Consider the following 14423-nt stretch of genomic DNA (forward strand, 5'->3'; position numbering starts at 1 on the left):
CGCAGGGATCATTTAGTCGCGCGCATCACTCGACTCGTCACGTCTACGTAACGGTGGATTCGCGCGGGTGGCCCGGCTTTGCTATCGGCCCGACTCGAAAAGAGCTACGGGGTCGTCATTGTCGCATCATCGAAAATCGAGGGCAGCCGCTCTCCGGGCACGGCTTGCCGCCTTATGCCCAGAGCGGGAGATTTTCCTGCGATCGGGCGGCCAGGTCCGGTTCCTGCGCATTTCCCGCCGCCTGCAACTCACGACGCTCAGCCTGCTGACGATCGCGCTGGTCGGCTGGGGCGGCATGACGCTGGCGATGATCGCCGACAGCGCCTCAGTGACGCAGGAGCGCGCAGCGCTGGCCGCCAAGAGCAAGTCCATCGCGACCGCTGCCACCAAGGTCGAAGGCTATCGCCAGTCGGTCGATGATCTGGCGCAGGATCTGGAAGCCCGGCAGGACTTCATGGACACGCTCTACAAGACCCATTTCGGCGGCGAGGGTGACAAGGACGCGGACATGGTCGCGCCGACCGCCGCCGACACATCCGGCAAGGCGGAGACGCTGACCGCCAAGATCAGCATGGCCCCGGAGGCCGCGCCGCTCGTGCGGCTGGAAGAGCGCCAGCGCCGTTTCGCCCTGCTGCTGACCGCTGCTGTAGAGCGTCGCGCGGACAAGGCAGCGGCGGCGATCCGCAGCCTCGGCCTCAACCCCGACCAGCTCGCTCGCACCGCTGCCCGCGCCCAGGGTGGCCCCTTCGTTCCGTGGAAGGGCAGCAAGGGCGCCATGACCGGCGAGTTGGAACATCTGGCCGATGCCCTGACGCGAATGGAGTTTCTGGAACGCAGCCTGCTGTCGATCCCGTCGGGCAGGCCGACCATGGCGCCGATGGAAACCAGTTCCTACGGCTATCGCCGCGATCCGTTCAACGGCCACGCCGCTTTCCACGCAGGCATGGATTTCCCCGGCCGTCATGGCCAGCCGATCGTCGCGGCCGCGCCGGGCAAGGTGCGGTATGTCGGCCAGCGTCAGGGCTATGGCAATGTGGTCGAGGTCGATCATGGCAACGGCCTGATGACTCGTTACGCCCATTTGTCACGCTTTGCCGCCAAGGTAGGCCAGGCGGTGGCGCGGGGCGACACGATCGGCGGCATGGGGTCGACCGGCCGTTCGACCGGCACCCATCTCCATTTCGAGGTCCGGCAAAATGACCGGCCCATCAACCCTCGCCGTTTTCTGGAGGCTGCCCAGGATGTTCTCCAAGTCCAGCAAATCGCCAAGGCCCGTTTCGCCGATGTCGGCAACCGGGGCTAAAAACACCCCCTTCTCGCTGATCGGCGGCGACGTCACGATAAGCGGCAACGTCACCGCGTCGGTCGATCTGCATGTCGATGGCGTCGTCGAAGGCGACATTAGCTGCGCCGCCCTGGTCCAGGGGGCCGAGAGCCGCATCATCGGTCATGTCACCGCGCAAAGCGCGCGCCTGGCTGGCCTTGTCGATGGATCGATCACGGCGGAAGAGTTGGTGGTGGAGCGCAGCGCGCGGATCACCGGCGATGTTCGTTATGAGCGCATCACGATCGAGGCGGGCAGCCGGATCGACGGCCATTTTGCGCATAAGGACAATGTGCCTGCCGCCGAACTCAAGCTGATCGCCAACGAGAGCGCCTAACGTCATTTGTCATTGGAAGCGGGTTTCAAGTCCTTCTACCCGTCGCATCGTCACCGACAAGGAGACGACCGACATGGAACGCCCCGATTTCTGGCCCGATATATGCCGCTTTCTGATCGCTTTCATCGCGAGCGGCGCGGCAATTGGTCTTTACACGCTGCTGACGGTCCAGCCGATCCCCTGAATCTCGTCAATTCACCGGTGCGCGGCGCCGATAGCTGAGCGCTTCGGCGACATGCACCCGTCCGACCCGCTCGGCGCCTGCCAGATCGGCGATCGTCCGCGCGACGCGCAACACGCGGGTATAGCCCCGCGCCGACAGCTTCATTGCAGCCGCCGCCTGGGCCAGCAATTGCCGCCCCGCTTCGTCAGGGCCTGCAAAAGCCTCCAGCGCATCGCCGTCCACCTCGGCATTTGTCCGCACTTTCGTCCCGGCATAGCGCTTGGTCTGCACATCGCGCGCCGCCGCGACGCGCGCGGCGACCTCAGTCGATCCTTCGGCGGGGGGCGGCAGCACCAGATCGGCAGCACTCACCGCCTGCACCTCGACATGCAGGTCGATCCGGTCGAGCAACGGCCCCGATACCTTGGCCTGATAGTCAGCGGCGCAACGCGGCGCACGGGAGCAGGCCAAAGCGGGATCGCCCAGATGGCCGCAGCGACATGGATTCATCGCCGCGATCAACTGCACCCGCGCCGGGAAGGTGACATGCGCATTGGCGCGGGCGACCGTCACTTCGCCGGTTTCCAACGGCTGGCGCAGCGAATCGAGCACGGCCCGTTGAAATTCCGGCAATTCGTCGAGGAACAGCACGCCCAGATGCGCCATGCTGACCTCGCCCGGCCGCGCCTTCAAACCGCCGCCGACCAGCGCTGCCATCGACGCGCTATGATGGGGGTGGCGGAAAGGCCGCGCCCGGCTGATCCGCCCGCCATCTAGCGTCCCGGCTACGCTCGCGACCATGGATGTTTCCAGCGCCTTCGGTATTATGTAGCAAACGCACCAAGGCGGTTACACACGTTGCCGCGTGCGCTGCATGTGCCCCCGTTTAAGGGGTAAAGGGCGTGTCTATTTTTTTCGCGGTTGTGTGGGCGCTAGGTGGCATGGTTGCCCATCCGGCATCTTTTGGAATTTGCTTTATCCAGATTCTTCCCCCGATAATAAAAAGCAAAATGGGAGAACCTTCTGATATTAAAAGCGTCGATGTAATCAACTACACCAAACATTACGATAGCCAATTCTTCGTTGTGAATGTCCAGCCAAGTGTCATTGGTCAGGCTAAATGGCATCGAGGAATAAACAAAATTGCTATCTCCAGGCCCAAACGTAAACTCGCTATCGTAAGATTCTTGGATAGATGCGTTTGCCCCATTGGAGTCAAAATTTACAGGGTCATCGCAAATTCTGAACCAAGTATGGACTATAACTTTGTAAGCCGGGGTTTGCCCATTGTTGGTGATTTCAATTGGGACCCTAACGAAGCCCCGATCGTCAATTTCGTAAATCCCATTTGGCGAAACGGAAATGTAAGCACGCAACTGCCTCTTAGCACTATCGCGCGCGATCCAGTTGGAGTGGAACGCGAGCGCAAGGGCAACGAACACACTAACAAGGCTGCCAAGGCCAATTATGCCGCCAGCCCATGCCCACCACGCGCTGTCGGACGCCGCATCTGCGGCTTTCCATTGGGCGCACAGATCGGAATATCTGCGGTCATCGCCGGGTTGGCATGGCTCTGCCTGCTTATCGGGGCTTTGCGCCCTTTCCGCTTGTTGGTTGTAAGTCGCAGCGATGTTGCCAAGGCTATTTGCTATCTGGGTTTGAGCCTTTGCTTGTTCCCGCTGGCTTTCTGGGTTGGGATGATTGGTGCCAGTTAGCGCTATCCATCCGAAAGCCGCAAAGATGATGCTCCGATAGCCTCTAAGCATTGTATCAAAAACACCGCTGTAAATTTTCCCCGCGACAGCTTGTTCCTGATATTCGGCTCAGAGTCCATGACCCCGATGTCGGCAAGCTTGCCCACTAGGTCGGCGTAAGACAGGCCCCGGCGCTTTAGCTCTGCCTTTAGCATCGACTTTACCTGATCTTCCCAATCCTTCGCCGTCTTAGGCATGGTCGTATCTCCTATGATGTTATGTGCATCATATGCGATACGTTTGCCATTGACAACAGTGCATAAATGCCATTATATACGATGTATAAGCAACGGATACGATGACATGCAGCACTTTCTCCTTTCAAGCCAAGCCCGTACGATCAGCCTCAAGGCTGTTTTCACCATGGGCGAAACCAAGGCTTATGAGACGTTTTGCCAGATGCGTTGGCCGGAGAATGACGGTGAAGCCGTTTGCCCGCGTTGCGGCTGCGTCGAAACCTACAACATCACGTCGCGCCGCAAGTTCAAGTGCGTCGCCTGCTATCACCAGTTCAGCGTCACCAGCGGCACCATCTTCGCAAGCCGTAAGATGTCGTTCACCGACCTGCTGGCCGCGATCGTGATCTTCGTGAATGGTGCCAAGGGCATCGCCGCTCTGCAATTGAGCCGCGATCTGGATTGCCAGTATAAGACGGCCTTCGTTCTCACGCACAAGCTGCGCGAAGCCATGGCCCGCGAGAACATGGGCGCTACCCTTGGTGGCATTGTAGAGGTCGATGGTGCCTATTTCGGCGGCTATGTGAAGCCTGCCAACGAAAAGGCCGATCGCAAGGATCGCCGCTTGCTGGAAAACCGGACTGGCAAGCGTCAAGTGGTGGTCGTCGCCCGCGAACGCGATGGCCGCACCCTCTCGACCGTCACCAGCTCAGAAGCCCAGGGTGTGCCCTTTATTCGCTCTGTGGTTGAAGCTGGCGCTACCGTCCATGCCGACGAAGGCACCGCATGGGATACCCTGCACGCCGCCTACGACACGGGCCGCGTCAATCACTCGTTCCGCTACATGGACAAGGGCGTTTGCACCAATCAGGCCGAAAGCTATTTTAGCCGTCTGCGCCGCATGGAAGTCGGCACGCACCACCATATCTCTGGCCCGTATCTGAACGCCTATGCCGGTGAGGCTTCGTGGCGCGAAGATAACCGCCGCGTCGCCAACGGCGCGCAGGCTGGCAAGGTCGGTGTCGCTGCGATGGAAGCGCCGGTTAGTCGCCAGTGGAAGGGGTATTGGCAGCGGGAGGCTTAAGCGAGATTTTGCAGGGCCAAGGCGCGTTGTGATTCCGGTAACAAGCTGATCGGTTCCGCCAAAGCGGCCAGCACAATTTCCTTCATTTCCGCAGACATTTCAGATTCGTTGCGTGCCGTTTCCATATCAGTCGCCGACCCGGTTTTTAGGCCAGAGAAATCAAGATGGCTATCGCGATGCAACGTTGCGCAGATATCTGCACTTATAGGAACTTGGCCAATTCCATGAAATTTTGGATTACTGTTAATCCAAAAAAATAAAGGACGGTTGGGGCAGACGCACAGAGATATTTTTTCATGGACTGGCTGGATAAAACTAAACGTAATCCAGTATATGCGCCCCGCCATGAATGGCATTAAAGGACGCCGTGAGCAGCGAATTCCTTCGCATCCGCAATGATTTCATCGCGATGAGGATTATCCTCGTCTATGAATAACTCGTAATCCATGGCGGAATTTGCAGCCGCCTCCGCCCAAGAGCGTTCCTGATGGGTCAATTGCGATAGATGCCCAAACCCTTTTGAGCGACAAAAAGCAATCGCGCTGTCGATGCACTCGCGGTCGCTTTTTGATAAAACGGCGGTATCGCAATCGCGCTTAGCTGATAGACGAGGGTGATTTGATGAATCTATCGCGCCCCTAAACCCTTCTGGGTCACCAGAGTTTCCAAGATTTCCTTTGATAAAATCGTAAAGGGTGCTTGGCACAGGGCCATTCGGCATAGCAATGAACGTATCCGCAACAATAGGACGCCCATAAGCGTTTAAATGCAGCTTTTCCGCAAAGAAAAGCACCTTAGAGGCATAAAATATAGTTATATCTGCCCATTGCGTCGCCATGTAGGCCAGCGCTTCGGTGCCCTTCCGCTCGTCAAATTGGAAACTGAGTGCCATAAGGCCGATCATATAGACCAAAACATGAATCTGTCACTAACAAATTTTGTGAATGATCCGCAACGCTGTTATCTAACAATCTCCCACTGCAACCAAAGCCCGGTTTCCTCGATAGACTGGATCAACCCGCGCTGGCGCTTGTCGCGCAGGACATGCCCGACGCGGCGGCACATGATGTCCAGTATGTCTTGATCGGCGTCCAGGCCGCGCTGCTGGACGATCATGGCGGCAATCTCCCGCGTGTTAAGCGGTCCCTTGGCAACGCGCAGGATCGATAGCACGGCGCGGCTCATTTCGCCCCGCTTGCTCCACGATTTGGGCGGCGTAAAAACCTTGGGCAGGACGCTCTCCTGCACGAAGTCAGGCGCGAACAGCCTTATGGTGGCGTCCAGATGTTCAAGGTCGGTGGATAGCTGCTGCAACCGGGCATGGCACCGGGCAATCTCCCCGGTCATGTCGGCGCGTTTCCGTTTAAGCTGTTCTAGGGCATAGTCTGTCATACGATGGCATTACGGCACGCGCGCGATTATGTCTGTCATTGTGTTGGTGCGTTTGCTACATAATGCCGAGCGCCTCGGATGGGGTGAGTTCAGGCAATATTCCCGGAAGACATCCCGCCATCAGCGATTTGCCTGCGCCCGGCGGCCCGACCATCAGCAGATTATGCCCGCCCGCCGCCGCGATCTCGATCGCGCGCTTGGCGACTTCCTGCCCCTTGACCTGTTTGAGGTCCAGCGTCCGCACGGGTGCCTCGACCGCGCCCGGCTGGGGCGGCGACAGCGCCGAGGTGCCCTTGAAATGATTGAGCAGACTTAGCAGGTCAGGTGCGGCGACGACTTCGACCTGCCCTGCCCAGGCGGCCTCCGCCCCCTGCGCGACCGGACAGACCAGCCCCATATCCTGCCCGCCCGCATGCAGCGCCGCCAGCAGCACGCCGGGCGATGGCGCGGTGCGCCCGTCCAGCCCCAGTTCGCCGACTACCACATAGCCCGACAGCGTTTCGGCATCGATCACCCCCATCGCCCCCAGCAATGCGAGGGCGATCGGCAGATCGAAATGCGACCCTTCCTTGGGCAGGTCGGCAGGCGAGAGGTTGACGGTGATCCGCTTGGGCGGCAGCGACAGGCCGATGGCGGCGATCGCGTTGCGCACCCGCTCGCGGCTTTCGGCCACCGCCTTGTCGGGCAATCCGACGACAATAAAATTGGGCAGGCCGGGGACGAGTTGGCATTGCACCTCGACGGCTCGCGCTTCCAGCCCCAGATAGGCGACCGTCGATACCGTTGCGACCAAGTGACCCCCGCTCCCTATCCCGCCCCCGCCAGACCGCTTCGGAATGTGGTCCGCCAGTCTGTCTTAAAACCGTTCGTCCTGAGTAGCCATTGAGCGAAGTCGAAATGGCATATCGAAGGATCGCGCCGGATGCTTCGATACGGGTCTTCGACTTCGCTCAGCCCCTACTCAGCACGAACGGGGTAAATCTCATCCATTCTATTCCTCTACGGGATCGCCCGCCCGGTCGCGCGCGGGTTCATCGGGTCGCCCCTTGAACCCCTGCGCCACGACATACCATTCCACGCTGCCCTTGCGGCTGGCGGGGGGCTTGGCATGTTTGATCGTCGTGAAATTCTTCTTGAGCAGGACCAGCAGTTCGCCATCGGTGCCCCCGGCAAACACCTTGGCGACGAATGTCCCGCCCTTGCGCAGATTTTCGACTGCGAACCAGGCGGCCGCCTCGACCAGTCCCATCGTGCGGAGATGATCGGTCTGGGCATGGCCCACCGTATTGGCGGCCATGTCGGAAATGATGAGGTCGGGCGCATCGCCCAGCGCCTCGCGCAGAATGTCGGGCGCCTTGTCGTCCATGAAGTCCATTTCGAACAGTGTTACCCCCTCGATCGCATCGACCGGCAGCAGGTCGATGCCGACGACGGTCGCCTTGGGGGCCAGCTTGCGCACGACCTGCGACCAGCCGCCCGGTGCCACGCCGAGATCGACGACCGCGCGCGATCCCTTCACGAAATGGAATTTCTCGTCCAGTTCGATCAGCTTGAACGCGGCACGACTGCGCCAGCCTTCCGCCTTCGCCTTGCGGACATAGGGGTCGTTCAAATGGCGTTCGAGCCAGCGAACCGATTGCGCGGTCCTGCCCTTGGCGCTTTTGACGCGCACCTTGCCTACGCCTGCGCCCCTCACATCACTCTCCCGTCGCGGTCCATCAGCCCGCGCAATATGCCTTCGCGAATGCCGCGATCCGCCACGCCCAGCCGCTCGGCGGGCCAGATGTCGAGGATCGCTTCCAATATGGCGCACCCCGCCACCACCAGATCGGCCCGCTCGGTGCCGATGCAGGGCAGCTTCTGCCGCTCCATCAGGGTCATGGTCGATAATCGCTCGGAAATCGACCGCATCGATTCGCATGGCACGATCAACCCGTCGATCACCTGCCGGTCATAGCGCGGCAGGTTCAGATGCACGCTCGCCAATGTCGTCACCGTCCCCGATGTGCCGAGAAGGCGGATATCCTCCGCTCCTTGCGGCAAGCGGCGGGCCAGCGGCGCGAAGGCTTCGCTTACCCGCGCGCGCATCCGGTCATAGGCAGCCAGTCGCTCAGCAGGATCGTCATGATCGAACGCTTCGCTCTCGGTCAGAGACACCACGCCCCATGGTGCGCTTACCCAATCGACGATCCGGGGCGCCCCTGCCGATCCGTTTGAGTCGACCAGCACCAATTCGGTCGATCCGCCGCCTATGTCGAAGATTAGGGCCGGGCCATTGCCCGGTTCCAGCAACGCATGACAGCCCAGCACCGCTAGTCGCGCTTCTTCCTGCGCGGTGATGATATCGAGCGCAATGCCTGTCTCGCGATAGACACGCTGAATGAAGTCATTGCCATTGGACGCCCGGCGACACGCTTCGGTCGCGACCGATCGCGCCAGCGTCACATGACGGCGGCGCAGCTTGTCGGCGCAGACGGAGAGCGCGGCGATGGCGCGATCGATCGCGGCGTCGCTGATCCGCCCGGTCGATGCCAGCCCTTCGCCCAACCGCACGATCCGCGAAAAGGCATCGACGACGATGAAGCCATCAGCGGACGGCTTGGCGATCAGCAGGCGGCAATTATTGGTGCCAAGGTCGATCGCGGCATAGGATCGCCGCTCACGCGCGCCATGCGGCGCAAGACCCCGCGATGGTGACGGGGGACGAATGGCCGCAGCCTTGCTCCCATTGCCCTGACCGGATCGGACACGCTTGCCCGAAAAACCGCCGGTCGGACCGGAACTCTGCGGCGATGGGCGGCTCTGCTGCACCATGCCGAAACTCACTTCTGTTTTTCGCCAGCTTCGTGGGGAAGCCGGAACTTGCCCTCATGCTTAAGCGGATCGGCGCGGTTGCGCAAGGGACGCCCTTCGCGCGCCAAAAAGCTGCGCCAAAAAGCTGCGCCAAGTTAAAGTTAACGGCCTTTGTCATGAAGTAGCGCGCAGGCGTCGGCGAATAGCGCTATGCCGAAAACGCCGGATTTTCGCCATTCCACTTCGGATTTTGCGGCGCGTCTCAGCATTCTGTGACCTTTTTGAAACATAAGGAAAGTTTCGCACATTGCCGCATTGTGTTCGTCTTGTTGCTGACATAGCTTCCCTTCAGGTCTTTGGGGAGTTCACATCATGCACATTCGCAAGAATGGTGCGCGCTTACTTGCGCGCGCCGGTCGTACCAGTCTTCTGGCATCCGCAGCGATCGCCGCTTTGGGCTTCGCGCCGCTGGCCCACGCCGTCGTGCCCAACGACAGCAAAACCCCGTCCGACATTATCGATGGCAGCGACGTCAACGGCGTCGGCATCATGTACCGCGCCGATGGTTTCGTCTGCACCGGTTCGCTGATCAACCCGCGGACGGTCATCTTTGCCGCCCACTGCGTCAACGACCTCGACACGCCTGACTATAGCACCGTCAACGGCGGCGTGCCGGTCGCCTTCGCCTTCCAGAACGACGCCCGTCCGGGCCTGATCGACTGGTTGAGCAACGGCTTTCAGACCAACACGTCACTCAGCGTCTATAACGTCAACAATATCGCCTATCATCCCGACTCGCTCGATCCGCCGGCCTTGAGCTTCCTTTATGGCGACGTAGCGATGGCGACGCTGGACACGCCCGCGTCGGACGTGCCGACCTGGACGATGCTCTTTTCCGCCCTGTCCGCGCCATCGGCGATCAGCGAGACGTCGGGCACTGGCTATCATGTGACGATCACTGGCTATGGCCGCACCGGCAGCGGGACAACCGGGTCCAGCTCCGGCATCGACTTCCGTCGCAAGACGGCAGAAAATTTCTTGGGACTGCTCGGATCGCTCGATGACATCGACGCCTTCCTGTTCGGTGCGCCCGGCGGCTATACGCAAAATCTCTATCACACCGATTTCGACGATCCGGAGCGTGAAAATCCGTTCGACTTCAACCTGTTCAAGGATGATGCGCTCGCCAATGAGGGCAGCACCGCTGGCGGCGATTCGGGTGGCCCGCTGATTCTGGACCAGGCTTTCAACGAAAAGACGATCATCGGCGTCCTGTCGGGCGGCAGCCGCTATTTCCTCGAACAGCCGCAAAGCTCCTATGGCGGCTCGTCCTTCTACCAGCCCCTCTACCTGTTCTGGGACTGGATCGCGCAGAACAACCCCTATCGCTATGCCACGGCCAAGGCAGGCGACGGCTTGTGGAGCGATGCTAACCATTGGGTGACCGCGCTCGACCCCAATTATCGGGTGATCGACAGCAATGGTGCCTTGGTGAACGGCATTCCTACTTCGCCAGGCGCAGGCGCGTTCGGCCAGGACAGCACGCAGAAATTCGGTCAGATCTGCTACCAGCCCAATGATGGGCCGGACGATATCTGCTATGATGTCGGCGCCGACACGTTGATCGTCGATGGCGAACCCGTCATTGCGGAAACGACGGACGCGACCACCGGTTCGACCGTGGTCAGCAACAATAAGGGCAAGGTGGAGATTGCCGAGCGCACCCCCAACGCCGAAAACGCCAACCTGCTGACCGGCGCTATTCATGACGCGCAGGAAGGCGAAGTCAGCGCTGCGGTCCTGCCAACGCCGACGCTGGCCAATGGCCTGCCCGGTGCGACCAGCTTCGTGCCCAACAATATCGATCCGCTCGCGTCGCAAGGGGTGATCGGTCGCTATTATGACGTGACGCTCAGCGCCAATGGCAGGACGACGTTGAACACGGACGTCACCGTCGATCGCTTCACCATTTCCGGTGCGGGTGCTGCCCTCAATGTCACCAGCACCGGATCGTTGACCAGCCTGATGGACATTGCCCACCTCGCCGGTGTCGTGAATGTCGATGGCACGGTCGAAACGCCGGGCGACTATTTCCTGATGACCGGGCTGTTGTCCGGCAAGGGAACGCTCCGTGCGCCCTATTTCACCAATGTCCTCGGCATGATCGCGCCCGGCGGCGTCGGCACGATCGGCACGCTTAGCATCGAAGGCAATGCGCTGCTGTCATCGGGTAGCACGCTGCAGATCGATCTGGGTGCCAATGGCGTGTCGGACGTGCTGGCGGTGCGGGCGACGCAATTCGTCGAAGCCGATGGCGACGGCGAGGGCGAAATTCCCGATACCGGCAATGGTGGCGGCGATGGTGGCGGCAGCCAGGAACAGGCTTCGGCTGTATCGGCCATCACGGCAGCGCAGGCCGATGGCGATGCGTCGCTGCTCGCGGTTGGTGATCCCATCGACGGCATCGCCGCGGTCGGCGGGCGCGTCGTCTTCGGTGCAGCGAGCGGCGCCAAGATCCGCTATGGCAACAGCTATACCTTCCTGACCGCCGAAGGTGGCGTGGATGGCAGCTTTGCGACGCCGACCAACCTGTCGGCCGTGTTGAAGCCCGTGCTATTCTACGGCCCCAACAGCGTCAGCGTGCGGATCGACGCGGGCCTCTATGCCGATGTCGTCAACCGCGCTGCGCCGAACCAGACCAGCTTCGCCCAGCTGCTCGACCAGAACCGGCCGCTCTATGCCAACTATGCCAATCTCTATGGCGAGGCCGATCTGCTGAGTGTGGCCGGGGTCCAAGCGACCTTCGAGGCGATGGCACCGCGCACCGAGACGCTCAAGACGTCGATGTCCGAAGTGCTGAACGACAATATGGCGCGCTTCTATCGCGACCGCCTGACGAAGCTCGATGGCGGGGCGATGGGCGGCACGCTGACCATGACCGGCCAGCCGCTGCAACTGGCCGCAGCCAGCCTCAACAATATCGACCTGGGCATGGCGCAGGGCGGCAGCAACGATACGATGACGCGCGAAGGCGTGTTGCCCGATGACGTCAGCGCTTTCCTGGCGGGCGGCTATATCGACGGCGACAGCGCCCCGATGCGGACCGCCACGCCATTGGGCCGCGACCAGTTCGACGGCTGGTACATGGCAGCCGGCATCGAAAAGGCGTTCGGCGACACCGGCGTCATCGGCCTGGCTGCCTCGTTCAGCGAGTTGAAGGGCAATACGGGGGCCAATGACTCGGGCCGCGCCCGCCTCTATCAAGGCACCGTCTATGGGGCGTTCGACCTGGGCGGCCTGAAGCTGGATGCGGTCGGCAGCGCAGGCACGATGGCGACTCGCTCGCGCCGGTCCTTCGCGGTCGGCATCACCCCCTACACCCTCTATGGCAGCGACCAGGAACTGGCCCTGTCGGGTGAACTGGGTCTCAGCAAGGCACTCGGCAGCGATGCGTTCAGCATCGTGCCCCGCGCGGCGCTGCGTGGTGCCTATATCAGCTCTGGCAACCTGTCCGAATATGGCGGCGATGCCGCGCTGGTGATCAAGCGCCATGCGATCCGCAGCGCCCAGGGTCGCCTGGGCGCGACGGTCAAGGCGAATACGGGCGGGTTCAAACCCTATCTCACCGCCAATTATGTCCATGAGTTCAACGACCAGCCTGCCTTCTTCCTCGCCAATCTGGTCGGCGGGACCGGCAGCCTCGCGCCGTTCGCGCTGGGCGGATCGGACAAGAATTGGGGCGAAGTCGGCGGTGGCCTGACCATCCGCGCTGGCTCTGTGGACCTCAACCTGACCGCCGACACGACGGTCTGGCGCAAGGACATCAGCTATCAAAGCTATCGTGCGGGCGTGAAGATCCACTTCTGACCCCACCTTGCGCCAACGAAAAGGGGCCGCCCCACAGGGCAGCCCCTTTTTTTGTGTCCGCAACTGCGCGGTTCAGAGCGGCAGCAGCGCCGCGACGATCGACCGTTCCTCGGCCCGCAACACACCCCAGGCGCGCGCTGCGGCGCGGCTGTCCATCGCCTCCACGCCGATCCCCTTGGCCTCCAGATCGCGCACGAAGGGGCGGGGTGGCTGGCGCAGTCCCGCCCCTGTGCCGAGCAACAGGAATTCGGGACGCGGATCGCCGTCCAGCAGATCGCCGAGCGCCGCCAGCGTCAGCGCATCGACCGTCGGTGCATCGTCCCAGCCCATCGCCAGTGTGGGGCTGAGCAGCAGGCCGTTCGGAAACAGATCGTCGCGCACCCGGAAACCGCGCCCGGCAAAACCGGTGACGATCGGCCCCTGCCCGCTATCGTCGCGGCGCAGTTCTATTCCGGTGCGTCGTTCGCCGCTCAGGGCTTGGCCCCGTCATCGCGCGGTCCGACCCGCTCGGCCTGCGAAGCGAGGTTCGCCTTGGCCGCCTTCTTCTCCGACGACATGGGGGACAGACCCAGCGAGATCAGCAGCGAGGACGACACATAGACCGACGAATAGGTGCCAACGATGATGCCGAGCATCATCGCCGCGGTGAAGCCACGCAGCACATGGCCGCCAAACAGCAGCAACGCGCCCAGCGCCAGCATGATCGTCACCGACGTCATCACCGTGCGCGGCAGCGTTTCGTTGACCGACAGGTCGATCAGCGCCTTCATGTCCATCTTGCGATATTTGCGCATATTTTCGCGGATGCGGTCGTCGATCACCATCTTGTCGTTGATCGAATAGCCCACGATCGTCAGCACGGCGGCGACGATATTGAGGTCGAACTCCAACTGCGTCAGCGCGAAGAAACCCAGCGTCATGAGAACGTCGTGGACGATCGCGACGAAGGTCGAGACGCCGAACTGCCACTCGTAGCGGAACCAGCTGAACACCGCGATGCCCAGGATAGCCAGCACGACCGCCAATATGCCGTTCTGGATCAACTCGCCCGACACCTTGCCCGACACCGTATCGTAGCGGGAGAAGGTGACGCCGGGGAATTGCCCGGTCATCGCATTGCGGGTCTTTTCGACGACCGCATTGGCCGCACCCGCCCCGCCCTGTTCGGGCAAAGGCAGGCGGATCTGCACCGTCTTGGGATCGCCGAATTGCTGCAACGAGCTTTCGCCGACATTGAGCGAGGCGATGGTCGCGCGCACCTTGTCGGTTTCGACATTTTGCGGGAATTTCGCTTCGATCATCAGGCCGCCGACGAAATCGACGCCCATGTTGAGGCCCTTATAGGCCGTAGCGCCGACCGCCAGCACCGTCAGCAGGGCAGTGAGCGCGAACGCCCACTTCCGCATCGCGACGAAGCCGATATTCGTATTGTCGGGGACGAGCTTTAGAAGTTTCATGCGCTAAGACCTAATACCGTTCGGGCTGAGCGAAGTCGAAGCCCCTGTCTGAGCGGAGGCGAAGACACCTCGCTAT

13 protein-coding genes and 2 pseudogenes are annotated in these 14423 nt (G+C 61.3%); 5 read left to right on the top strand and 10 right to left on the bottom strand.

Annotation, left to right across the window (positions count from 1 at the left end; translation table 11 throughout):
- Positions 1 to 118: 118 nt before the first annotated feature.
- Entirely contained in the window at positions 119 to 1303 is a 1185-nt protein-coding gene (locus ACZ2HM_RS12555; protein WP_470425355.1) for a M23 family metallopeptidase, read from the top strand.
- Entirely contained in the window at positions 1284 to 1661 is a 378-nt protein-coding gene (locus ACZ2HM_RS12560) for a bactofilin family protein (RefSeq protein ID WP_470425356.1), read from the top strand. The genes ACZ2HM_RS12555 and ACZ2HM_RS12560 overlap by 20 nt, the downstream gene beginning before the upstream one ends.
- 190 nt (positions 1662 to 1851) lie before the next feature.
- On the opposite strand, the pseudogene ACZ2HM_RS12565 reads toward ACZ2HM_RS12560, so the two are convergent.
- Positions 1852 to 2646 (bottom strand): annotated as a pseudogene (locus ACZ2HM_RS12565) (ATP-binding protein); the annotation flags it as partial.
- A 119-nt stretch (positions 2647 to 2765) separates the two neighbouring features.
- Between ACZ2HM_RS12565 and ACZ2HM_RS12570 the strand changes: the two are divergent.
- A complete protein-coding gene (locus tag ACZ2HM_RS12570; protein ID WP_470425357.1) occupies positions 2766 to 3539 on the top strand; it encodes a hypothetical protein in 774 nt (257 codons plus the stop codon).
- 2 nt (positions 3540 to 3541) lie between these two features.
- Here the strand turns inward: ACZ2HM_RS12570 and ACZ2HM_RS12575 are convergent, their stop codons facing one another.
- Positions 3542 to 3775 carry a DUF6471 domain-containing protein gene (locus tag ACZ2HM_RS12575; RefSeq protein ID WP_470425358.1) on the bottom strand — a complete coding sequence of 78 codons (234 nt, stop codon included), beginning with the start codon at positions 3773 to 3775 and terminating at the stop codon, positions 3542 to 3544.
- A 106-nt stretch (positions 3776 to 3881) separates the two neighbouring features.
- Here ACZ2HM_RS12575 and ACZ2HM_RS12580 point away from each other — a divergent pair, with 106 nt between their 5' ends.
- Positions 3882 to 4838 (top strand): IS1595 family transposase, encoded by a 957-nt coding sequence (locus ACZ2HM_RS12580; RefSeq protein WP_470426852.1) that lies wholly within the window; start codon positions 3882 to 3884, stop codon positions 4836 to 4838.
- Here ACZ2HM_RS12580 and ACZ2HM_RS12585 read toward each other — a convergent pair.
- The 6 genes and pseudogenes from ACZ2HM_RS12585 to ACZ2HM_RS12610 all read right to left on the bottom strand — a co-directional run bounded on the left by ACZ2HM_RS12585 (position 4835) and on the right by ACZ2HM_RS12610 (position 9044).
- Positions 4835 to 5194: a hypothetical protein gene (locus ACZ2HM_RS12585; RefSeq protein ID WP_470425359.1), complete on the bottom strand. Its 360-nt coding sequence runs from the start codon at positions 5192 to 5194 to the stop codon at positions 4835 to 4837. The two genes, ACZ2HM_RS12580 and ACZ2HM_RS12585, sit on opposite strands and share 4 nt — an antisense overlap.
- Entirely contained in the window at positions 5194 to 5730 is a 537-nt protein-coding gene (locus ACZ2HM_RS12590; RefSeq protein ID WP_470425360.1) for a Panacea domain-containing protein, read from the bottom strand. The genes ACZ2HM_RS12585 and ACZ2HM_RS12590 overlap by 1 nt, the downstream gene beginning before the upstream one ends.
- A gap of 68 nt (positions 5731 to 5798) precedes the next feature.
- Complete coding sequence (locus tag ACZ2HM_RS12595; RefSeq protein WP_470425361.1) at positions 5799 to 6185, bottom strand: hypothetical protein; 387 nt, start codon at positions 6183 to 6185, stop codon at positions 5799 to 5801.
- A gap of 112 nt (positions 6186 to 6297) precedes the next feature.
- Positions 6298 to 7023 (bottom strand): annotated as a pseudogene (locus ACZ2HM_RS12600) (magnesium chelatase domain-containing protein); the annotation flags it as partial.
- 198 nt (positions 7024 to 7221) lie between these two features.
- The gene (locus tag ACZ2HM_RS12605) at positions 7222 to 7926 is read right to left on the bottom strand and encodes an RlmE family RNA methyltransferase (protein ID WP_069065541.1); all 705 of its coding nucleotides are present in this window, start codon (positions 7924 to 7926) and stop codon (positions 7222 to 7224) included.
- The gene (locus ACZ2HM_RS12610; protein ID WP_470425362.1) at positions 7923 to 9044 is read right to left on the bottom strand and encodes a Ppx/GppA phosphatase family protein; all 1122 of its coding nucleotides are present in this window, start codon (positions 9042 to 9044) and stop codon (positions 7923 to 7925) included. The genes ACZ2HM_RS12605 and ACZ2HM_RS12610 overlap by 4 nt, the downstream gene beginning before the upstream one ends.
- 351 nt (positions 9045 to 9395) lie before the next feature.
- On the opposite strand from ACZ2HM_RS12610, the gene ACZ2HM_RS12615 reads away from it, so the two are divergent.
- Complete coding sequence (locus tag ACZ2HM_RS12615; RefSeq protein WP_470425363.1) at positions 9396 to 12890, top strand: autotransporter domain-containing protein; 3495 nt, start codon at positions 9396 to 9398, stop codon at positions 12888 to 12890.
- Positions 12891 to 12962: 72 nt separating this feature from the next.
- Here the strand turns inward: ACZ2HM_RS12615 and ACZ2HM_RS12620 are convergent, their stop codons facing one another.
- Positions 12963 to 13271: an Mth938-like domain-containing protein gene (locus ACZ2HM_RS12620; protein WP_470425364.1), complete on the bottom strand. Its 309-nt coding sequence runs from the start codon at positions 13269 to 13271 to the stop codon at positions 12963 to 12965.
- 89 nt (positions 13272 to 13360) lie between these two features.
- Complete coding sequence (gene secF / locus ACZ2HM_RS12625; protein WP_069065545.1) at positions 13361 to 14347, bottom strand: protein translocase subunit SecF; 987 nt, start codon at positions 14345 to 14347, stop codon at positions 13361 to 13363.
- Positions 14348 to 14423: the final 76 nt, after the last annotated feature.

Source organism: Sphingobium sp. KKT206, assembly GCF_055640555.1.